This window comes from Algoriphagus limi (assembly GCF_024919275.1).
Classification (GTDB): Bacteria; Bacteroidota; Bacteroidia; order Cytophagales; family Cyclobacteriaceae; genus Algoriphagus; species Algoriphagus limi.
Map to the genome: position 1 here is coordinate 1,658,767 of NZ_JANWGH010000001.1, position 19,081 is coordinate 1,677,847.

General features: G+C 41.3%; 17 protein-coding genes. 11 read left to right on the plus strand and 6 right to left on the minus strand.

Going from position 1 to position 19,081, the window contains the following annotated elements; translation table 11 throughout:
* Positions 1-4: 4 nt before the first annotated feature.
* Together NY014_RS07155 and NY014_RS07160 are read left to right on the plus strand one after the other, a co-directional pair.
* On the plus strand, positions 5-493 hold the full coding sequence (locus tag NY014_RS07155; protein WP_259413876.1) for a DoxX family membrane protein: 489 nt from the start codon (positions 5-7) through the stop codon (positions 491-493).
* Between the two features lie 13 nt (positions 494-506).
* Entirely contained in the window at positions 507-2,135 is a 1,629-nt protein-coding gene (locus NY014_RS07160) for a Gfo/Idh/MocA family protein (RefSeq protein ID WP_259413877.1), read from the plus strand.
* 67 nt (positions 2,136-2,202) lie between these two features.
* Here the strand turns inward: NY014_RS07160 and NY014_RS07165 are convergent, their stop codons facing one another.
* On the minus strand, positions 2,203-3,636 hold the full coding sequence (locus NY014_RS07165) for an amidohydrolase family protein (RefSeq protein WP_259413878.1): 1,434 nt from the start codon (positions 3,634-3,636) through the stop codon (positions 2,203-2,205).
* Positions 3,637-3,643: 7 nt separating this feature from the next.
* Positions 3,644-4,309 (minus strand): DUF4386 domain-containing protein, encoded by a 666-nt coding sequence (locus NY014_RS07170; protein ID WP_259413879.1) that lies wholly within the window; start codon positions 4,307-4,309, stop codon positions 3,644-3,646.
* Positions 4,310-4,454: 145 nt separating this feature from the next.
* Between NY014_RS07170 and NY014_RS07175 the strand changes: the two genes are divergently transcribed.
* From NY014_RS07175 to NY014_RS07200, 6 genes are all read left to right on the plus strand, one after another.
* Positions 4,455-5,930 carry an acyl-CoA synthetase gene (locus NY014_RS07175; protein WP_259413880.1) on the plus strand — a complete coding sequence of 492 codons (1,476 nt, stop codon included), beginning with the start codon at positions 4,455-4,457 and terminating at the stop codon, positions 5,928-5,930.
* 3 nt (positions 5,931-5,933) lie between these two features.
* Entirely contained in the window at positions 5,934-6,302 is a 369-nt protein-coding gene (gene madL / locus NY014_RS07180) for a malonate transporter subunit MadL (protein ID WP_259413881.1), read from the plus strand.
* On the plus strand, positions 6,295-7,053 hold the full coding sequence (gene madM / locus NY014_RS07185) for a malonate transporter subunit MadM (RefSeq protein WP_259413882.1): 759 nt from the start codon (positions 6,295-6,297) through the stop codon (positions 7,051-7,053). Before madL ends, madM begins: the two co-directional genes overlap by 8 nt.
* A 61-nt stretch (positions 7,054-7,114) precedes the next feature.
* The gene (locus NY014_RS07190) at positions 7,115-7,969 is read left to right on the plus strand and encodes a DUF1460 domain-containing protein (protein WP_259413883.1); all 855 of its coding nucleotides are present in this window, start codon (positions 7,115-7,117) and stop codon (positions 7,967-7,969) included.
* A 144-nt stretch (positions 7,970-8,113) separates the two neighbouring features.
* The gene (locus NY014_RS07195; RefSeq protein ID WP_259413884.1) at positions 8,114-8,506 is read left to right on the plus strand and encodes a hypothetical protein; all 393 of its coding nucleotides are present in this window, start codon (positions 8,114-8,116) and stop codon (positions 8,504-8,506) included.
* Positions 8,503-8,700: a helix-turn-helix transcriptional regulator gene (locus NY014_RS07200; protein ID WP_135073969.1), complete on the plus strand. Its 198-nt coding sequence runs from the start codon at positions 8,503-8,505 to the stop codon at positions 8,698-8,700. The genes NY014_RS07195 and NY014_RS07200 overlap by 4 nt, the downstream gene beginning before the upstream one ends.
* An 11-nt stretch (positions 8,701-8,711) precedes the next feature.
* Here the strand turns inward: NY014_RS07200 and NY014_RS07205 are convergent, their stop codons facing one another.
* Both NY014_RS07205 and NY014_RS07210 read right to left on the minus strand, forming a co-directional pair.
* Positions 8,712-10,358, minus strand: coding sequence for a M1 family metallopeptidase (locus tag NY014_RS07205; protein WP_259413885.1), 1,647 nt, complete (start codon positions 10,356-10,358; stop codon positions 8,712-8,714).
* A gap of 61 nt (positions 10,359-10,419) precedes the next feature.
* A complete protein-coding gene (locus NY014_RS07210; protein WP_259413886.1) occupies positions 10,420-12,612 on the minus strand; it encodes a S9 family peptidase in 2,193 nt (730 codons plus the stop codon).
* A 211-nt stretch (positions 12,613-12,823) separates the two neighbouring features.
* On the opposite strand from NY014_RS07210, the gene NY014_RS07215 reads away from it, so the two are divergent.
* The 3 genes from NY014_RS07215 to NY014_RS07225 all read left to right on the plus strand — a co-directional run bounded on the left by NY014_RS07215 (position 12,824) and on the right by NY014_RS07225 (position 15,544).
* Positions 12,824-14,140: an aminotransferase class I/II-fold pyridoxal phosphate-dependent enzyme gene (locus NY014_RS07215; RefSeq protein ID WP_259413887.1), complete on the plus strand. Its 1,317-nt coding sequence runs from the start codon at positions 12,824-12,826 to the stop codon at positions 14,138-14,140.
* A complete protein-coding gene (locus NY014_RS07220; protein WP_259413888.1) occupies positions 14,140-15,216 on the plus strand; it encodes a serine hydrolase domain-containing protein in 1,077 nt (358 codons plus the stop codon). The genes NY014_RS07215 and NY014_RS07220 overlap by 1 nt, the downstream gene beginning before the upstream one ends.
* Before the next feature lie 136 nt (positions 15,217-15,352).
* Entirely contained in the window at positions 15,353-15,544 is a 192-nt protein-coding gene (locus NY014_RS07225; protein ID WP_135073979.1) for a hypothetical protein, read from the plus strand.
* A gap of 38 nt (positions 15,545-15,582) precedes the next feature.
* Here NY014_RS07225 and NY014_RS07230 read toward each other — a convergent pair whose 3' ends face one another.
* Positions 15,583-17,283 (minus strand): sulfatase/phosphatase domain-containing protein, encoded by a 1,701-nt coding sequence (locus NY014_RS07230; protein WP_259413889.1) that lies wholly within the window; start codon positions 17,281-17,283, stop codon positions 15,583-15,585.
* Between the two features lie 26 nt (positions 17,284-17,309).
* Positions 17,310-18,998 carry a sulfatase family protein gene (locus tag NY014_RS07235; RefSeq protein WP_259413890.1) on the minus strand — a complete coding sequence of 563 codons (1,689 nt, stop codon included), beginning with the start codon at positions 18,996-18,998 and terminating at the stop codon, positions 17,310-17,312.
* Between the last annotated feature and the right edge of the window lie 83 nt (positions 18,999-19,081).

Consider the following 19,081-nt stretch of genomic DNA (forward strand, 5'->3'; position numbering starts at 1 on the left):
AGCTATGTCGCAACCTCAGCCCTTATCTTCAGCCCAAACCACCGCTTTGGTGTTGTTAAGGCTATTAGTGGGATGGCATTTTCTCTATGAAGGTGTCATCAAACTTTACACACCCTCATGGACAGCCAAAGGCTACCTGCTCAGCGCTACTTATATGGAATCCTTGTTCCATTGGCTTGGCAGTGAATCCATGATTTCCATTGTGGATACCCTAAATATCGCCACCCTTCTTTTTGTTGGTGCAGCCCTTATTCTGGGCTTTCGAACCAAACTGGCAAGTATTCTTGGAATAGGCCTTCTGTTGCTTTATTTCTTTGCACATCCGCCATTTCCAGGACATCCGCAAGGAGCTACTGAAGGAAGCTATTGGATCGTGAATAAAAACCTCATCGAGGCAGTAGCACTACTTGTCGTTTACCTTTTCCCAACTTCCCTGACTTTTGGTTTGGAGAGGTTATTCCACAAAAAAGAAATCCAAACCCAATCCCACTAAACCCAGCAAGCTCATGTCAACAGATAAAAAACTATTCAGCGGATTTACCCGACGAGACTGGTTAAAAAGTCTGGCAGGCCTTCCCATCTTAGGATCGGTTTGGGCAGCTGGATTGGATACAACCAAAAAGTCTAAACTCGAAAAAGAACTTCTTCTTGAAAGACTAAATATCAAAGCAAGTCCACCGCCACCTTCAGGATCCATGGCAGGTGACCCGGTTCGAGTGGGATTGATAGGTTTCGGTATTCGTGGCGAACAACTTATGCGGGCCTTAGGTTTTGCAACTCAAGAGTGGCAGGAAGCCATGGCAAAATCCAGCCAGGAAAATCCAAACGACAAACGTTTGGAGGATTTCAAAGCACAGGAAAACCTCAATGTAAAATTGACTGGTATCTGCGATATCTTTGATGTCCGGGCAGAAAATGCGCTTCGCTCCTTCAACACCCCTGACAATCCTTGTAAGCGATACGATAGTTATCTGGATCTTATCCATAGCGGAGATGTAGATGCGGTGATAATCGCTACTCCGGATCATTGGCATGCTCCAATGGCACAGGCTGCAGTGGAGGCAGGTGTCCATGTGTATGTAGAAAAACCCATGACACATACCATTTCCGAAACCTACATGCTACGGGATGCTGTCAGGAGAAATCCAGGAACAGTCTTGGCGGTTGGACACCAGCACCGACAAACTTTAAGTTTCTTAACAGCACAAGATGCAATCGCTAAAAATACCCTGGGTCATGTTTCCTTGGTAGTAACCAACACCAACAGAAATGATGACAATGGTGCTTGGCAATACCCTATTCATCCCGATGCTAATACGGAGACTATTGACTGGAATGCCTTCTTAGGTAATGCTCCTTACGAGCCATTTAATAAGGAACATTTCTTCAGATGGAGAAAATGGTGGGCTTACGGTTCAGGATTGTCTGGTGACCTTTTGACCCATGACTATGATCGGATCAACTGTGTCTTGAATATGGGAATTCCGAAATATGTGACTGCATCGGGAGGTATCTATACCCACCGAGACGGCCGAAATGTTCCGGATGTCATGCAAGTCAACATGGACTTCCCTGAATTCAGTACAGGATCCAGCCAGGAAAGTGGTAAGGAACAAGGAATGACTTTGGTTTACAGTGCAACCCTTGGAAATCAATTTGACCGAGGCACTGTACTAATGGGACATGATGCCAGTATGGAACTTGGCAATATCCTGACCATCTATGCTGATCCTCGATCTACCCAGTACAAGGATATGATTCAGGAAGGAAGAATTGATCCTTCTGTACCAATCTACCAATATGACCCAAGTGCCGATGGTGTAGATGCTGTGACTTCTGCAACAGCGAAGTATTTCGCAAACAAAGGTTTGCTATGGACATACCGAGATGGAAAACGGGTAGATTCTACCTTCTTACATATTCGGGAATGGCTAAGCTGTATCCGAAATGGTGGAAACCCAAGTTGTGGAATCAATGAAGGTTTTGAAGAAGCCATCACCGCACATATGGCAGGACTATCTTATAAAATCGGTAGAAGAATCGAATGGGATGCCGAAAACGAGCAAGTGATCGCGCTTCCTGGTGAAGACTTGGATGCCATTTTATTAGATAATACCGTCAACTATCAATCCTAATACTTTCCTGGTTTAAATTGAAAAAGAGGCTGTCCAATGGACAGTCTCTTTTTTTGCTTCAAAAAATTTACCGTTCCACTAAAATATACTCTGCATATCGAAGACCAGAGGCTAAGAAATTTTTCCTGTTTTTGGCTCGATCTTCAAAACCTTCCAAAGTCTCCCTATTTATTTTTCTTCCATTGACAGCCACAATTTTGGGTTTTTGTAGCACTGACAAATCTTCCAGAGGATTGGAATCAGTCAGAATAAAATTAGCCAACTTCCCTTCTTCAATGGTTCCCATTTGATTAAGAAAATCATGGACCTTAGCCGGGTTGGCAGTAGCGGTTTTTAATGCCTCAAAAGGGCTCATTCCAGCTTCCTGATAAAAGGCCAGTTCCTGATGAATCGAATAGCCAGGCAAAGTCACGCCGATTCCAGCATCCGTTCCACAGACAATATTTACCCCATTTTCATGCAGTTTTTGAATGATGGTAATATGGAAATCATGCTGATTTTTTATACGATCTACCACCTCAGGGTCTGAGGCTTTGGTCCCCTGCCACCGATCAAATTGAGCTTGGCTATCTACGTCCCGAATCAGGGGATTAATAGCAGCCAACTCTTCCTGATTTAAAATATCATCCTCTGTAAGTAGTCTATAGATATTATAGAAAACCACAGCGGTTGGACATAAAGCTGATTGGGGATGAGTGGTATATAAGTCGATAACCCCTTGGAGTTTTGCAGTGTCTAATTGGAATTCCAAAGGTTGCTGAACGATATCCTCCACATGCTCTATGGTCTTGATTTGATCTCTGAAATGGTAGCTGTAAGGAACCAAAGCCGAAGGATGGGAGACTAAATCCATTTCACTTTCAGCCGCCTGCTCAAGAATCGCATCAAAAAGTTCTTCAGTCAACCCATTGTATGTTTTGATAAAATCATAGCCTCGCTCCTTGTAGGAAATGATTTTTTGCTTGGCTTGCTCTGGGCTCTGAAGTTGCAAATTATCATCACCAGGATAGTCGGGACCACTCAATTTAGGACCAGAGGTGAAAAATGCCGGAGCCAAAAGATTGCCTTTTGCCAAATTATCCTTCATGCGAAGATGCATGGGAAGCCCCCATAGATTCCGAACGGTTGTAACTCCATTTGCCAGATACAAACCCAATTCATACTCATCCCAGACATGGACATGCATATCCATCAATCCAGGAGAAAGGTAAGCTCCTTGAGCATCCAAAATAGGAAGTCTTTGGGAATCCAAGTTTTGACCTATTTCAGAGATAATTCCTCCTTCGATTCGGACATCACGATTCATCAGGATTGTATCTTCAGTCATCGGAATCACATGGACATTCTGGATTAAATAAGAATCTTGTCCAGCTTCCGCTACTCGATTCACTTTGAGATAGGATGTTTTACTAGAATCAATAATTAGTATAGCCGCTAATACAAGCAGCACCAATCCTACAAATCCTAAAAGTCCAAATGCTATTCCTTTAATAAATTTCATGATGATTCTATTTCGATTTAAAGGCCGCAACAATCAACCAAATTGCCATAGCAATTTCTCCCAAACCCATAGGAAGAGCCAGATAAGTCTCCGCTTGAGTGAGCATGGAATCCCAGCTTGGGTTTAAAGCCTTTCCACCATGAATAATGAAATAGCAAAGACCCGCAAAAGTGACAAGCCCAGCCAAAATCTTGGGAATAAAGGCGCTTTTCCAACTTAAGAATCCGATTCCTATTAGGTGAAGCCCAAACACGATTAAGCCTTGGGACCAATATTTTTCAAAGCCAGCAAGAAAACCTAACACGTCACCTCCAGAGAACAGCTCAGAAACTGCTTGTGCTGCATGTTTAAGTTCGTTTATTCCAAATACCAAAAAAATGCAATAGGCAATCCTCAGGATGGCGGAGGATAAAGACAATTTAATATTCTGAGCTTTGAAAATTTGGAAAAACCCAATTGCTACAATTACATCCAAAAGCAAAATACCTACCCAGCCTGCAATTCCATAATGAAATTGATCGAGAGAGTTTTGGATATTTTGAACTGTTTGCACTTCATCCCCAGGAATCACAAGTTGCTGATAAACAAAGCCATAGGAATAGCCCGCGAGTCCAGCCATTAACAGAAGGGAGAATCCTGTCAAAAGGGAATTTTTCTTTTGGGTAGAGTTCATTGAGCGGGTATTGATGAAAAAAATATTGCTGTTTACGAAAACAACTTACTCCTAAAAATTTCCCCTGCCAAAAATTACTAGCGGTAACTCTCCCTTTTTGGCTTCAAAGGACTATCTTGAAAGCTACTTAAACCTATTCCAATTTATGATTGAATTGATTGAACGTGCCTCCCGATTTTTGCCTCGTACAGCCGTGGTGGATCAGGGAAAACGTTTCAGCTACCAAGACCTATTAGACCGAAGCGAGCAAATTGTAGGCAAGCTTCTTGGAAATAGATCCGATCTACAAAGTCAACGAGTAGCCTTCATTGTGCCGCCCTCTTTTGATTATTTGGCGATACAATGGGGAATATGGAGAGCGGGTGGAATCGCTGTTCCCCTTTGCACTTCATATCCTTTTCCTTCCTTGCAATACGTCATCGAAGATACTCAGGCCAGTTTCTTGATCGTCTCCCCTGAATTTGAAGAACTCCTTTCTCCTTACCGAGACAGTCAAAGCCTCACTTATCTTTCCACCAATGATCTGGAAAATAATTCTTCAAGTTCTTTACCGAATATAAATCCAGATCGGGGGGCGATGATTTTGTATACTAGCGGAACAACCAGTTTACCAAAAGGAGTTTTGACTACGCATGCAACGATTACCGCTCAAATCAAAAGTTTGGTGGAAGCGTGGCGCTGGTCAGAAAATGACCACATCTTATCCATTCTTCCTCTTCACCATGTGCACGGAATCATCAATGTGAATTCCTGTGCTTTGTGGTCTGGAGCAACGGTTCAGTTTTTACCCAATTTTGATGCGGCTCGGGTCTTTGATATTTTCTGTGAAGGGGAAGTAAATGTTTTCATGGCTGTTCCAACGATTTACTTCAAGTTGATCGCTTTTTATGAAACACTTCCAGAATCAAAGCAGGACGAGATTCGAAATGCATTGAAGAAATTTAGATTTATGGTTTCCGGGTCTGCGGCTTTACCCGTTTCCGTAATGGAAAAATGGAAAAGCATTTCAGGACATACCTTGCTGGAGCGATATGGAATGACTGAGATAGGGATGGCTATTAGCAATCCTTATGAAGGAGAACGAAGACCCGGACACATCGGCCAACCACTACCCGGAGTCTCGATTAGGCTTTTTGATGAAAATGGACAGGAAGTTGCAGCTGGTCAAGCTGGCGAAATTCAGGTAAAAGGAGCAAATGTTTTTACTGAATATTGGGGAAAACAAGAAGCCACCGCCAAAGCCTTTACGGAAGACGGTTGGTTCAAAACCGGAGATATCGCTCTCGTTGAGGACGGATACTTTCGAATCCTAGGAAGGGATTCTGTGGACATTATCAAGTCCGGAGGATATAAAATCTCAGCTCTTGAAATTGAAGAAAAAATCAGAATGCACGAATCAGTAAAAGATTGCGGGGTAGTTGGAATTCAAGATGAGGAATGGGGAGAAAAAGTCGTAGCTGCCATTGTACCAAATCAAGAAATTGAAATCCCAGCTTTGAAAGCTTGGCTCAAAACCGAATTACCTTCCTATAAAATCCCTAAGGAATTTCTCTTTTTGGATGAATTACCACGAAATGCCTTAGGCAAAGTGACCAAAAATGAACTCAAAAAACTATTCTAAGTCATGACCATTTACGGCGTAGCTCTTTTGGCAATTTCATTTCTCCTAGGTCAGTGGATGGGTGAATTATTAGGGGATTGGCTAGGAATACAAGCAAATGTGGGAGGAGTCGGATTTGCGATGATATTCCTGATGCTTGGAAAAGAATGGCTGGTTCAGAAAAAGCAAATGACCGCCGAAATGACAGGAGGAATCGCTTTTTGGAGTAAAATGTATATCCCTGTAGTCATCGCTATGGCTGCCAGTCTTAATGTAAAATCCGCCATTTCATCAGGAAGTCTTGCATTGATTGCTGGTATTATACCCGTCTTGGCCAGCTTTCTTGCTTTCCCTTGGATCATGAAAAAATTCAATCCTAGACATCATGGATAATCTGGTTGGGTTGATAGAAAAGAACGGGCTGATTTTCGGCTTTTTGTGTATTGGAATTATTTTCCTTGTTGGGGAAATGCTTTCCAAAACCATTTTCAGAGCCAAAATCCCTGGTTCTGCCATTGCAATCTTCCTGGGTTTGCTCTTAGGATATTTAGGAGGACTTTGGTCTGATGGAGAAAAGGGTATAGCTGGAATCTCACTATTTGCTGGGATTGGATTATTGGGTGGTTCCATGTTTAGGGACTTCACCATCGTGGCAACTGCTCTTGGAGCCAACTTGGAATTGATCCGAAAGGCAGGTTGGCTGGGATTGATTTCACTTCTTTTCGGGATTGTCCTATTTTTTGTTTTGGGAGTTTTGCTTGCATTCGCTTGGGGATTTCGGGATGCAGCAAGCCTATGTACAATTGGAGCGGGAGCATGCACTTACATCGTGGGGCCGATAACGGGAGCTGCCGTTGGAGCTTCCTCCGAGGTGATCGCCTTGAGCATTGCAACAGGAGTGGTCAAAACTATCGCTGTCACCATCTTTACTCCTATTGCTGCAAAAAGAATTGGATTAAAAAGCCCTGAATCAGCTATGGCATTTGGAGGCATGATGGGAACATCTAGTGGAGTTGCTGCCGGACTCGCGGCCACAGACCCCAGCCTTGTTCCATATGGAGCAGTGACCGCAACTTTTTATACTGGTGTAGGCTGTTTGTTGTGCCCATCATTGTTCTATTTGATTCTCAATCTATTTTTCTAATATTCGTTACGATTCCATGTTGGAGGTTTTTACTAGCTTTCCATATAAAATACCTACCCAAATGAAGCCATTAATCTTCCTAGCGATCGTATTCCTTCCATTTTTTGCCAAATCCCAAACTGTATGCTCAGCAGAAAGTCGGGAGCGTCTGGAAATGGCTTTGGACTTTATGAAAGATTTGGATTCTGAAAATCTAAGCATCTATGAATTGGTGGTTGAAATTGGGAAGAGTTTTCAAGGAACAGCTTATGTCGAAAAAACCTTGGAGATTCCTGGACCAGAGCAATTAGTCATTGACTTACAGGGGGTGGATTGTACGACATATTTGGAGACCGTTGTAACACTGGCAAGGATTGCTAAAATGGGAGAGTCTACTTTTGAGGCTTTCGAAAATGAACTTGAAAAAGTCCGTTATCGCAATGGTAAAAACGAAGGCTACCCTAGCAGATTGCACTATTTTTCAGATTGGATTTATGTCAATCAACAAAAGGAGATGCTTCAGGATATTACCCAAGCTATTGGAGGAAGCCCCTACCCTAACAAGCCAACGTTCATGTCTGAAAACCCGCAATTCTATCCTCAATTAAGCAACCGGGAATTTGTCGAGCAATTGCAAAATATCGAGGCAGGAATTGGACTTCGTGATTATTTCTTTATCCCAAAGGATCAAATCAGCACGCTTGAAAGTCAAATTCAATCCGGAGATTTGATTGCTATCACCACTTCCATTTCCAATTTGGATATGGTTCATGTAGGATTTGCCGTGGAACAAAACGAACGCATCCATCTGATGCATGCTAGTTCGGCGAACAAGGAAGTGGAAATCTCCGAAAAGCCTTTGCATGATTATCTGGCAGGTAATCGTAGCCAATCAGGAATCATGGTCGCCCGCCTCATTTCACCTTCCTCGAATTAATCAGCTTTAAGAGGTAAGCCCAAATTGAAATGGTAATCCATCTCAATTCCTCATGTTTTGAAAAATAATGTAAATAAAACTTGACATATGTAAAATCTTATTTACATTTGTAAAGTGAACTTTACATAACGAATTATGGAAACCATGAAATTGGAACGAACAAAACGAATTAGAAAGCTAGCAGTATGGACCTGGACGTGGGTAGTGACTATGGCGATTGCGACATTTGGTCCGGAATTTATTTGGGATAATCACTCATTCTTGACTCCTTTTGCCATCATAGTAAACTTGGCTAATGGGATACTAATGATTCTCGCAAATCGGGATTTATTCAATCACTTTGATGAATTGGAGCGAAAAATTCATTTGGAATCAATGGGTATTACTCTTGGCCTTACGGTCGTAGTGGGCTTGACCTTTTCCCTATTAGACCAAAAAGACTTGATTCCTTTTGATGCAGAAATCGGCTTTTTGGTGATGTTTACTGGCCTTTGTTACCTCGCTGCGGTATTAATTAACACACATCGCTTCAAATGAAAAATAAGATCCGAGACCTCCGAGAACAAAAAGGGATGACTCAAGAGGAATTGGCGGAATTCATTGGCGTATCCCGACAGACGATCAATGCTATTGAAAAGCAAAAATTTGATCCTAGTTTGCCCACGGCCTTCAAAATGGCAAAACTCTTCGGTCTACCGATAGAGTCCATCTTTCAGTTTGAAGAAAAATAATAGATCCTTTTCTAATTCATCCGAAGAATCGATACATAGAAATTAGGATTAAGCTCTAAATTCTGACCTTTTAATCCGGTTTGTTCCTGCCAGTCAGTGGTAGGATAAAGCCGGATTTTTTTATCCCCTACCGTGACATCCAACGGCATATCAAAGGAGGAAATACAATTCATCCAACGGTAATGCAGGGTATTATCTTTTGAAAAATAGTATTCCAAGGTTGGGATGCTAGTCTCCCGAAGATACTGATCAAAGAAGGGCTTTAAATCAATACCCACTTGCTGAGAAATGTAATTTTCAACTTGTCGAGTCGAAACTGTCTGATGATAAAACTCTTTGTTTAGACCTCGTAATATGGATCGCCACTTTTCATCATCCTGAATGATTTCCCGAAGGGTATTGAGCATATTACCACCCTTGTAATACATATCTCCAGAGCCACGTCGATTTACTCCATAGGTTCCAATGATAGGGCGATCGTTTTGGATACGGGCTCTAGTTCCTCGCACATATTCCTGCCCAGCTTCTTTTCCATAATAATATTCCACAAAGAGACTTTCGGAATAATTCGTAAAGCTCTCATGAATCCACATATCGGCTACATCCCGATAAGTGATATTATTGGCAAACCACTCATGACCTGACTCGTGGATGATTATAAAGTCAAATTTCATCCCCCAACCTGTACCACTCAAATCTGTTCCTCTATAGCCGTTTTGATAGCCATTGCCATAGGTTACCGAACTTTGATGCTCCATTCCCAAATAGGGTGCTTCAACCAGCTTGAATCCATCTTCATAAAATGGATAAGGACCAAACCAATGCTCAAAAGCCTCAATCATTCTCCGAGTATCCTGAAACTGCTTTTCAGCCTTTTTCAGATTTTCCCGAATCACATAATAATCCATGGTCAGAGTCCCCTTCTCACCCTCATATTCCTCACCGAAATGCACATAATCCCCGATGTTGATATTCACTCCGTAGTCATTGATTGGATTAGAAACAAACCAGTGAAAAGTTTTAGAATCTGAGTTTTCTTCCACTCCTCGAAGGCGGCCATTGGATACATCCATTAAATCCTTTGGAACCGTGATAGAAATCAGCATGCTATCCACTTCATCAGCAGGATGATCTTTACTTGGCCACCAAATACTGGAGCCTATGCCCTGATTGGAAGAGGCAATAAAATGCTTTCCATTGGAATCCTTGGTCCAGGTAATCCCCCCATCCCATGGTGGACGAATTGCTTCTTTAGGCTGTCCTTCGTATTGGATTTCTATTTCATTAAATTCACCTGGCTTTTGTTCTTTTTTCAGAGAAATAAAATGCGCTGCCCCATCTCGTTCAAAAGAAAGCGATTCTCCATCCTGCATCACTGAGATGATTTGAAGAGGTTCTTGAAGGTCAATTTGAAGAACTTTTCCAGCCTCTTTTACTCGATATCTAACCAGATTTTTTCCCTTGATGGATTTGCTTTCAGGAAAAACCTCCACAGACAAGTGATAATAATTCAAATCCCACCAAGCCCGCTCAGGTGTGATGCTTCCACGAAGGGTGTCAGCTCGAGTAAAATTTTCTTGGGAAAAACCCTCCTTTGTAACCCCAAGAAAGAAGACAAGTAAGCAGCTTAAAATCGCCTTTTTATTTCCAAACAGCATAAATAATTCCTAATTCCTAATTCCTAATTCCTAATTCCTAATTCCTAATTCCTAAATAAAATTATTTCGCTCCCGGAGGACAATGTTTTTTCAAATAATCGGTGTACAATTTTCGCAAATGCATATTGGTTCCTTCCCCTTCAGAAATGGAGTGGGATCGGTTAGGATATGGCATGAATTGAAATAATTTTCCATGCTTAATCAGCTCATTGACAAGCATATCTGCATTGGCATAATGCACATTATCATCTGTCGTACCATGAATATAAAGCAGGTTTCCTTGTAGATTTTTTGCGTGCGTAATCGGTGAACCTGCAATAAAATCTTCCAAATTCTCCTGAGGCAAACCCATATATCGTTCTTGATAGATATTGTCATAGGTCAGCTGATTGGCAACAGCTGCAATAGAAATACCAGTCTTATAAATTTCAGGATATTGGAAAAGTAAATTCAAGGTAGCTGAACCTCCTCCGGACCATCCCCAAACAGCCACTCTATCAGGATCTACAAAGTCCCATTCCAAAATTTGCTTTGCTGCCTCAGCTTGGTCTGAAATATTCAATCGACCGATTTTTCGATAAATACTTTTTCTCCAAGCCCGTCCTTTTGGAGCCGGAGTTCCACGATTATCAATTGAAATATAGATATAGCCATCTTCAGCCATATCTCCCTCATATAATCTATTTCTTCCAACCCCGTAGGTATCCTTTACATTCGCTCCCCAAGGTTCGGTGTAGACATAGAAAACCACTGGGTACTTTTTGCTTGGATCAAAATTATTCGGCTTGACCATCCAGCCATCCATTTCGGCTCCATCAGCGGTTTTAACTTTGAAAAACTCTAATTGGCTTTCTCCTTGATTTGCAGAGAGATTTTTCTCGATACTTCGGGAAGGGGCCAAAGGTTGATGATTTGGTAAGCCAATCCACTCCGAAGATGGCCTGGTAAAATGGTTTTGGAATTGGTGGAAGGCATACTTTCCTGAAGGGGAAACCTCATAATTATGGGTTCCCTTTAATGCTGCAGGAGAAAGCAATTCTGCTTTCCCTATTCCATCCATACTAGTAGAATACAGGTATTTTTGAGTAGCATTTTCATGAGAAGCATGGAAGTAGATTTGGTTTTCTTTCTCATCGAAATGAAGCAAATTGATTACGTCATAATCACCTGTAGTAATCTCAGTTGCCTTTCCATCCAAGCCAATTCGGTAAAGGTGTCGCCATCCGTCTTTTTCGCTAAACCACAGGAACTCCTTTCCATCATTTATCCATTTGAATTCATGCCGATAAGTCAAAGCATAGACATTTTCCCAGTTGGAAAGAACATCAATCCAAGCCTCATCCTGTTCTTCAAAAATGACTTTTGCCTGATTATTGGGCACGTCAACTGCATAAATCTTAGAATGGTTTTGCTTTCGGTTCAGTTGCTGAACCAAAAGTAAATCCGGGTTATTCCACTCCATTCGTGGTAAATAATGCTGTTGCGGATCTCCGGGAATGTTGAGCCACGTAATCCCTTTATCATTTAGATCAATCACTCCGATTTTTGCAGGAGAAGGAGACTGACCCACTTTCGGATATTCCACAGGAATGATCTGTGAGTAGACAGAATCAATATTATTGATCATGTAGAAATCCCGAATCTGATTGGCATCAATCTGCCAAAAAGAAATTTTATCTCCATCCGGGCTCCACTGAAAACCATCTCTACAAGCAAATTCTTCTTCATAGGCCCAGTCAAATGTTCCATTGATCAATTTCCTATTGCCATCATGCGTCAATTGCGTAATTTCCTCCGTAGCCAAGTCCTCCACATAAAGATTAAACTCACTTACATAAGCAATCCGGGATGCATCAGGCGACAGCTTCGCAAAGCGCAAAGAAGACTCAGGAAGCCCCTTACCTACCTGCTGTAACTTCTTGGTACCCAAATCCAAAACCCAATAATCCCCTTGGGTATCCAATCTCCAAACCCGCTTCGTATTGGTGTAAATCAACACTTTCTTTCCATCCTCAGAAAAAGAAAAATCCCGAATAGTCAGAGTCGAATTATCAGGAGTTTGGAGCCATTCCGAAGGAACAAAAGTTGAAGGTGAGTTTTCCGGAAGGCTAAATTTGATAATACTGTTTCTTTCAGCAATGAAATAAGAATTCCCATCTTCGGACCAATGTCTCGTTTGGGCTTGGGAGATTTGAGCGATGAACCAAACCTGTACAAAAAGGAAAATGTATCGGAGGATAAGTGATTTTTTCATAGGGGATTAATGTCGTCTAATAATCAAATCTATAAATCATTCGAGATCTTGAAGAAAATCATCCAAAAAAGATACGAGTTTAGTCCTTTCTTTTTCTTAAAATTCAATTTTTAAATACCTCACTACTTTCCTTTCATCAAAAAAATGAAAGGCTGACAATTCATTTAAAGACCAATCCTTAATTTCAAAGAATCACATACCTTTTTCATAAATGCCTGACTCTACACATCTTTCAAATAAAGGAATCTCGGCTTCCAAAAGTCCAATGCGAATAGACCTTGAGATCTATTACGAGGCCATGGAAAACTTATACCATTCCGAAACCAACCCAGATGGAGCATTACCTATGAATGTGGCAGAAAATCATTTGTGTTGGGATATGCTTCGGAATAGAATTGAAAAAGTAACCCGAGAAAATACCATCCCTGATTGGGTAGCAAGTTATACGGACCCAGCAGGTGCCCCAAGTTTTAGAGAGGCTACTGGCGAATTTTTTTCAAAGTTCTTGATGCATGTACCCGTCAATCCGGATAGCTTAGCCTTTTCTGGAGGAGCCACTTCAACTATCGAGATGACCAGCTTTCTACTGGCCAACCCAGGTGATACTGCGGTCATTCCAGCTCCAAGTTATCCTGTCTACACAGGTGATATCGGCACACTGCCTGAGGTGAAGCGATTTGACCTTCAGGTTCCTTCAATGCCTCTAAGTTCAGAGTATCAATTTGATCTACAGCTTCTACAAGATGCCAAAGAAAAAATCGAGGCAAATGGAAGTGCATTCCGAATGTTGATTTTGACCCAACCTGATAATCCAACTGGAAGAATTTATTCGGAAGATTTTCTAAGGAAAATCGCTGATTGGTGTATCGAACACCAAATCCATTTGATAGTAAATGAGATCTATGGTCTTTCCCAATTGGATATTAAAAACCCAAGTCTTAACAAATACTATCCCGAAGTCTCTCCTTTCATTTCCTTTGGAAAGATCATGGCAGAATACCAAAGTCCATTTCTTCATTTTTGGTATTCTTTTTCCAAGGATTTTGGAATTTCAGGATTTCGAATTGGTGTCCTCCATTCGCATAATGAAGACTTGATTCACGCCTACAGGAATGCAGGTTTGGGACATTCCATCTCCAATTATACCCAATGGGTGATTCAGGAAGTTTTGTTGGACCATGATTTTTTAAAGGCCTTTTTTAAAAGTTTTCAGCAAAAACTGACTGAGTCCTATTTAATCGTATCCCAAACTCTTCAAAATCTCAACATCCCCTTTAATCCCTCCCGAGGAAGCTTGTTCGTTTGGATGGATTTATCTGAGTTTTTGGATGAGGAAAGCTTGAAGGGTGAAGAAAAACTTTGGCTTGAGATCTACGAGAAAACCGGAATCCTGATTACTCCAACCAATGGATTTGGCCATACTGAAAAAGGCTGGTATCGGATTGTAATTACGAGTTTGAACCATGAGGAATTGAAAGTCGCGATGAAGAGATTGAGTGATTTTATTCAAATAAAAAGAAAGGGATAATGAAAAAGCTTTGGTTAATCACATTATTGACTCTTTGCCTTTCTTTCCGAGGGAATAGTCAGGACTTCCAAGAAATCTTAGAAAGTGAAATTCAAGAAAATATGCCGGGGATTTCCTTCAGTATCTTATCAGAAGATGGGAAAATTTCTTGGTCTGGCGCAGCTGGTGTCATTGATTTGGAGACCAAAAAATCATTAAGCAGCGAACATAGTTTCCGAATTGCTTCCGTCACCAAGACTTTTGTGGCAGCAAGTATACTTCGATTGATGGAAATGGATTCCCTTCAATTGGAAGATCTGCTTGCCGACCATATCAGTGAAGAACATACCAAAATTTTATCCGAAGACTACCCCATGGATCAAATTACAATTCGGCAGGTTTTGAGACATGCTGCTGGATTTTTTGACCATACACATGCACCTGAATTTTTTGATACGATTTTACAGAATCCCAAACACGAGTGGACTCGAACTGAGCAAATCAAAATGGGAATAGAGAAAGGTGAACCAATTGGCCCTCCTGGACAGCAGTTCAGCTATTCAGATACAGGCTATATTCTTTTGGGAGAAATCATCGAAAAGTACACCAGAAAAGATTTGGATGAAGGAATAAAGGAATTAGTCGGATTGGAAAAACTACAATTATTCCGAACGGATTTTGAGCGAAAAGACCCCATAACAGACTCTCTTAGAATTCATCAATACCTTCAGGGAATGGACACTTATGGTTTCAGCCCCACCATGGATTATTACGGCGGAGGAGGTTTCCTTTCCACTACCGCGGAGCTAACAGCTTTTTTTAAAGCACTTTTCAATAATCAAATCTTTGAAAATCCAGAAACACTGGAAATTATGCTTGAGCCGGTGGAATACGAAAAACCCGCAGCAATGGATTACCAAATGGGGATGTACCGGGTAAAAATCAATGGAATGATGGCCTATACCCATACCGGTTTTTGGGGATCTCAGGTTCTGTACATTCCTGAAAAAGATTTGTATATGGCGGCTAATTATTCACAAGTTTGGAGAGGAAGTGCTGTCGCACCGGTTTTCTCAAAAATCTTGGATGCACTTTGAATTCCCAATTGATTGCTAATCTAAAAATCGAGCAATCCACTGCTCGAAATCGGACAAGCACTAGTTTAAATACAAATCCAAATCACACAAAATCAACTACTTATCAAGATGGCATTTATCTTGATCTGAAAATAGAATGATCAATTTCCTACTTTGGCTGATTCTGCTGGTTCTTTGCTGGCCAATCGCCATCATAGCATTAATCCTCTACCCTATCGTTTGGTTGATTTTACTTCCTTTTAGGCTACTAGGCTTAGCGGTAGATATCTCATTTGACCTAATAAGAAATATTTTCGCCCTTCCTTTCAGGATGCTGGGAGTGAAATAAATTTGATATATAAGATAAGGACTCAGAGGAAAACTCGCTTAGTTTTCTAAGCGAGCTTCTATTTCTTCTCGTCTAGCTTTAATTTGCTCTACTCGCTCCTTATTGATCCCAAATACTTTTCCTTCTTCTGCATCTTCCAATAATTGGTCAATATATTTCTGACTTAGCTCATTATTGTCTTTGTATTTGACACGGAGCTCTTCCAATCTCTTGTGCAAATCTTCTCGGATTTCAGCATAAGCGGGATCGTTATAGACATTTTTCAACTCCATCGGATCCTTCTTTCGATCGATGAGTTCCCATTCATCCACGACATAATAGTAATGGATCAATTTATATTCATCTGTCACGATCGCATAGTGGCGATTGACCATATGCTCGGCAGGATACTCGTAGTAGTGATAATAAACAGCATCCCGCGTCCACTTCTCCTCATTTCCAGTAAGAATCGGGATCATGCTCTCTCCTTGCATATCATTAGGAGCAGGAATCCTCGCAGCATCCAAAAATGTCTGAGCAAAATCTAGGTTTTGTACCAAAGCATCTGAACGGCTACCTGCTTCCACCTTTCCAGGCCAAGCCACTAAAAGTGGAGTTTTGAAGGATTCATCATAGACAAATCGCTTATCAAACCAACCATGCTCACCCAAGTAAAAGCCTTGATCAGAGGTGTAAACAATGATGGTGTTTTCCATCATATCATTAGCTTCCAGATAATCCAATAGGCGACCGACATTTTCATCTACTGACTTAATCGTTCCGAGATAATCCTGCATGTATCGCTGATATTTCCAACGCATCAAATCTTCCTCGGTCATGCTCGGATATTTGGCTTTTAGTTCTTCTGCAATTTTGCCATATACCCGTTCAAAACTTTCCCTTTGCTCTGGAGTAAAACGGTCAAAGGAATTATTAAATCGAGGCTTATCATATCCTATTTCCTCCAAGCCAATTTCATCCATAGCCTCCGGAGAAATCTTATGATCTCCAGCCCAACTCATATGATGAAGAATGCTCATTTCCGCTTCAGCTGCCGGAGAAGTTCTTCCTGAATAGTCATCAAACAATGTTGCAGGCTCAGGAAATGTTTTGTTGGTGAATTCATCCAAATGCCGCTCTGCCATCAACCAAGATCGATGTGGGGCTTTATGTAGATAAAAAAGCAAGAATGGATCTTCTTTCTTTCGCTCATTTTGGAGCCAATCAATCGTCATATCCGTGATAATATCCGTCACATATCCCTCCACTTTAATATTCCCTTCATTTTTAGTGATAAAATCTGGATTGTAATAGGCTCCCTGCCCAGGTAAGATCTTAAATTGATCAAAGCCTTTTGGATTATTTCCAAAGTGCAACTTTCCAAACATCGCTGTCTGATAACCTGCATCCTGGAAGAGTTGAGGAAAGGTCACATTGGTCGTATCAAAAGGAAAATGGTTATCGATTTTCCCATTAAGGTGACTATGCTTTCCAGTTAAAATGGTGGCTCTACTCGGTGCACAGATGGAATTGGTTACTGATGCTTGAGTAAACAACATTCCCATTTTAGCAATCCGATCAATATTTGGAGTTTCAATCAAATGATCACTGTAAGCGGAGATCGCCTGATAAGCATGATCATCCGACATGATGAATATGATATTGGGTCGTTCTTGAGAAGTTTTTTGCTCCTCTGATTGGCAGGAAGTCAATAGTCCTACTCCCAGTAAAATTCCTAAGACAACATACGAGTTTTTCATAAGCCTAATTTGATCTTCCGAGCTTCTTACTGCTCGGTGCTGAGTTTTCTGTCCTTAAATATTTTATCAAGCAATTCCTTGTTTTTACCCCCTGCGTAGGAATTGTTTTTTTGGAGATAATCCAGATACTCTTGTAGGTATCGTTGAGAAATTTCGGAATTGTCCCCATACTTTTCTCTTAAGCCATCCAATTTTTGATGCAACTCTTCTTTAATCTTTGCATAAGCGGGATCATCGTAGACATTTTTCAACTCCATGGGATCATTAATTCGATCAATCAACTCCCACTCATTGGTATCAAAATAATAATGGGTCAGCTTATACTCCTTGGTAACGATCGCATAGTGGCGCTTGACCATATGGACAGAAGGATACTCGTAATAATGATAATATACGGCGTCCCGTGTCCACTCTCCTTCTCCGGTCAGGAGTGGCAACAAACTCTCTCCTTGCATATCAGACGGTGCCTCAATGCCCGCAGCAGCTAAAAAGGTCTGCGCAAAATCAAGGTTTTGGACCATCTCATCAGTTTTGCTTCCTGCATCTACTTTACCAGGCCAAGCCACCAAAAGTGGGGTTTTGAAACTTTCATCGTACACAAATCGCTTATCAAACCAACCGTGCTCACCTAGATAGAAACCCTGATCAGAAGTGTAAACGATGATGGTGTTTTCCATCAAGTCATTCGCTTCTAGATAATCCAAAACGCGCCCTACATTTTCATCTACTGCCTTGATGGTGCCGAGGTAATCCTGCATATATCGCTGGTAGCGCCACCTCATTTTATCTTCTTCACTCATACTTGGGTAGGCCTTCTTGAAGTCCTCTATAACCTTATTATAAGCCTCATCCCAAACAGCTCGCTGTTCCGCATTCATCCTGCCAACCTCCCCTTCAAAAGCAGCCTTATCCCAACCTGAAGTGGGTTCTAAGCCTAGTTCATCCATCGCTTCGGGAGTAATTTTCGAATCCCCAGCCCAGTGCATGTCTTTGAGCAAATTCATCTCCGCTTCTTTGGCAGCACGGCCTCGGCCAGAATAATCATCAAAAAGAGTAGCTGGCTCAGGAAATGTTCGCTGAGTAAACTCGGCCACATGTCTACCAGCAGGAAGCCATTCCCGATGCGGGGCTTTATGCAGATAAAAAAGCAAGAAGGGATCTTCTGCTTTTCGCTCATTCTGTAGCCAGTCCAAGGTCATATCCGTGATAATATCCGTGACATAACCCTCTACTTGAATTCTCCCTTCATTTTTGGTGATAAACTCAGGATTGTAATATTTCCCCTGGCCTGGAAGAATTTTAAACTGGTCAAAGCCTTTGGGATTATTCCCGAAGTGTAACTTACCAAACATGGCCGTTTGATATCCTGCCTCTTGGAAAAGTTGGGGGAAGGTGACATTGGTTGTATCAAAGGGAAAATGATTATCAACCTTTCCATTGATGTGTGAGTGCTTTCCTGTCAAAATCGTCGCTCTACTTGGCGCACAAATGGAATTGGTGACCGTTGCATTAGTGAAAAGCATACCCATTTTAGCGATCCGATCAATATTGGGAGTCTCAATCAAGTGTTCGCTATAAGCTGAGATCGCTTGATAGGCATGATCATCAGACATAATGAAAATGATATTGGGGCGATCAGAAGTCTTTTTTTGCTGACAAGAAAAAGCCAAAAACAAAAGGAATAGACTTCCAAAAAGGGCTGAGATTGATTTCATAAAGCTGGGGTTTGGATTAAATGTAAAAAACTTAAACTCAGGAATAAACCCTTTCGGAGAATTTCCACGAAATGCCAATCAAA

Excerpts from the sequence above, each read along its gene's own strand:
- NY014_RS07155 (WP_259413876.1), top strand. The coding sequence starts at position 5 with ATGTCGCAACCTCAGCCCTTATCTTCAGCCCAAACCACCGCTTTGGTG.
- NY014_RS07160 (WP_259413877.1), top strand. The coding sequence starts at position 507 with ATGTCAACAGATAAAAAACTATTCAGCGGATTTACCCGACGAGACTGG.
- NY014_RS07165 (WP_259413878.1), bottom strand. The coding sequence starts at position 3,636 with ATGAAATTTATTAAAGGAATAGCATTTGGACTTTTAGGATTTGTAGGA.
- NY014_RS07170 (WP_259413879.1), bottom strand. The coding sequence starts at position 4,309 with ATGAACTCTACCCAAAAGAAAAATTCCCTTTTGACAGGATTCTCCCTT.
- NY014_RS07175 (WP_259413880.1), top strand. The coding sequence starts at position 4,455 with ATGATTGAATTGATTGAACGTGCCTCCCGATTTTTGCCTCGTACAGCC.
- madL (WP_259413881.1), top strand. The coding sequence starts at position 5,934 with ATGACCATTTACGGCGTAGCTCTTTTGGCAATTTCATTTCTCCTAGGT.
- madM (WP_259413882.1), top strand. The coding sequence starts at position 6,295 with ATGGATAATCTGGTTGGGTTGATAGAAAAGAACGGGCTGATTTTCGGC.
- NY014_RS07190 (WP_259413883.1), top strand. The coding sequence starts at position 7,115 with ATGAAGCCATTAATCTTCCTAGCGATCGTATTCCTTCCATTTTTTGCC.
- NY014_RS07195 (WP_259413884.1), top strand. The coding sequence starts at position 8,114 with ATGAAATTGGAACGAACAAAACGAATTAGAAAGCTAGCAGTATGGACC.
- NY014_RS07200 (WP_135073969.1), top strand. The coding sequence starts at position 8,503 with ATGAAAAATAAGATCCGAGACCTCCGAGAACAAAAAGGGATGACTCAA.
- NY014_RS07205 (WP_259413885.1), bottom strand. The coding sequence starts at position 10,358 with ATGCTGTTTGGAAATAAAAAGGCGATTTTAAGCTGCTTACTTGTCTTC.
- NY014_RS07210 (WP_259413886.1), bottom strand. The coding sequence starts at position 12,612 with ATGAAAAAATCACTTATCCTCCGATACATTTTCCTTTTTGTACAGGTT.
- NY014_RS07215 (WP_259413887.1), top strand. The coding sequence starts at position 12,824 with ATGCCTGACTCTACACATCTTTCAAATAAAGGAATCTCGGCTTCCAAA.
- NY014_RS07220 (WP_259413888.1), top strand. The coding sequence starts at position 14,140 with ATGAAAAAGCTTTGGTTAATCACATTATTGACTCTTTGCCTTTCTTTC.
- NY014_RS07225 (WP_135073979.1), top strand. The coding sequence starts at position 15,353 with ATGATCAATTTCCTACTTTGGCTGATTCTGCTGGTTCTTTGCTGGCCA.
- NY014_RS07230 (WP_259413889.1), bottom strand. The coding sequence starts at position 17,283 with ATGAAAAACTCGTATGTTGTCTTAGGAATTTTACTGGGAGTAGGACTA.
- NY014_RS07235 (WP_259413890.1), bottom strand. The coding sequence starts at position 18,998 with ATGAAATCAATCTCAGCCCTTTTTGGAAGTCTATTCCTTTTGTTTTTG.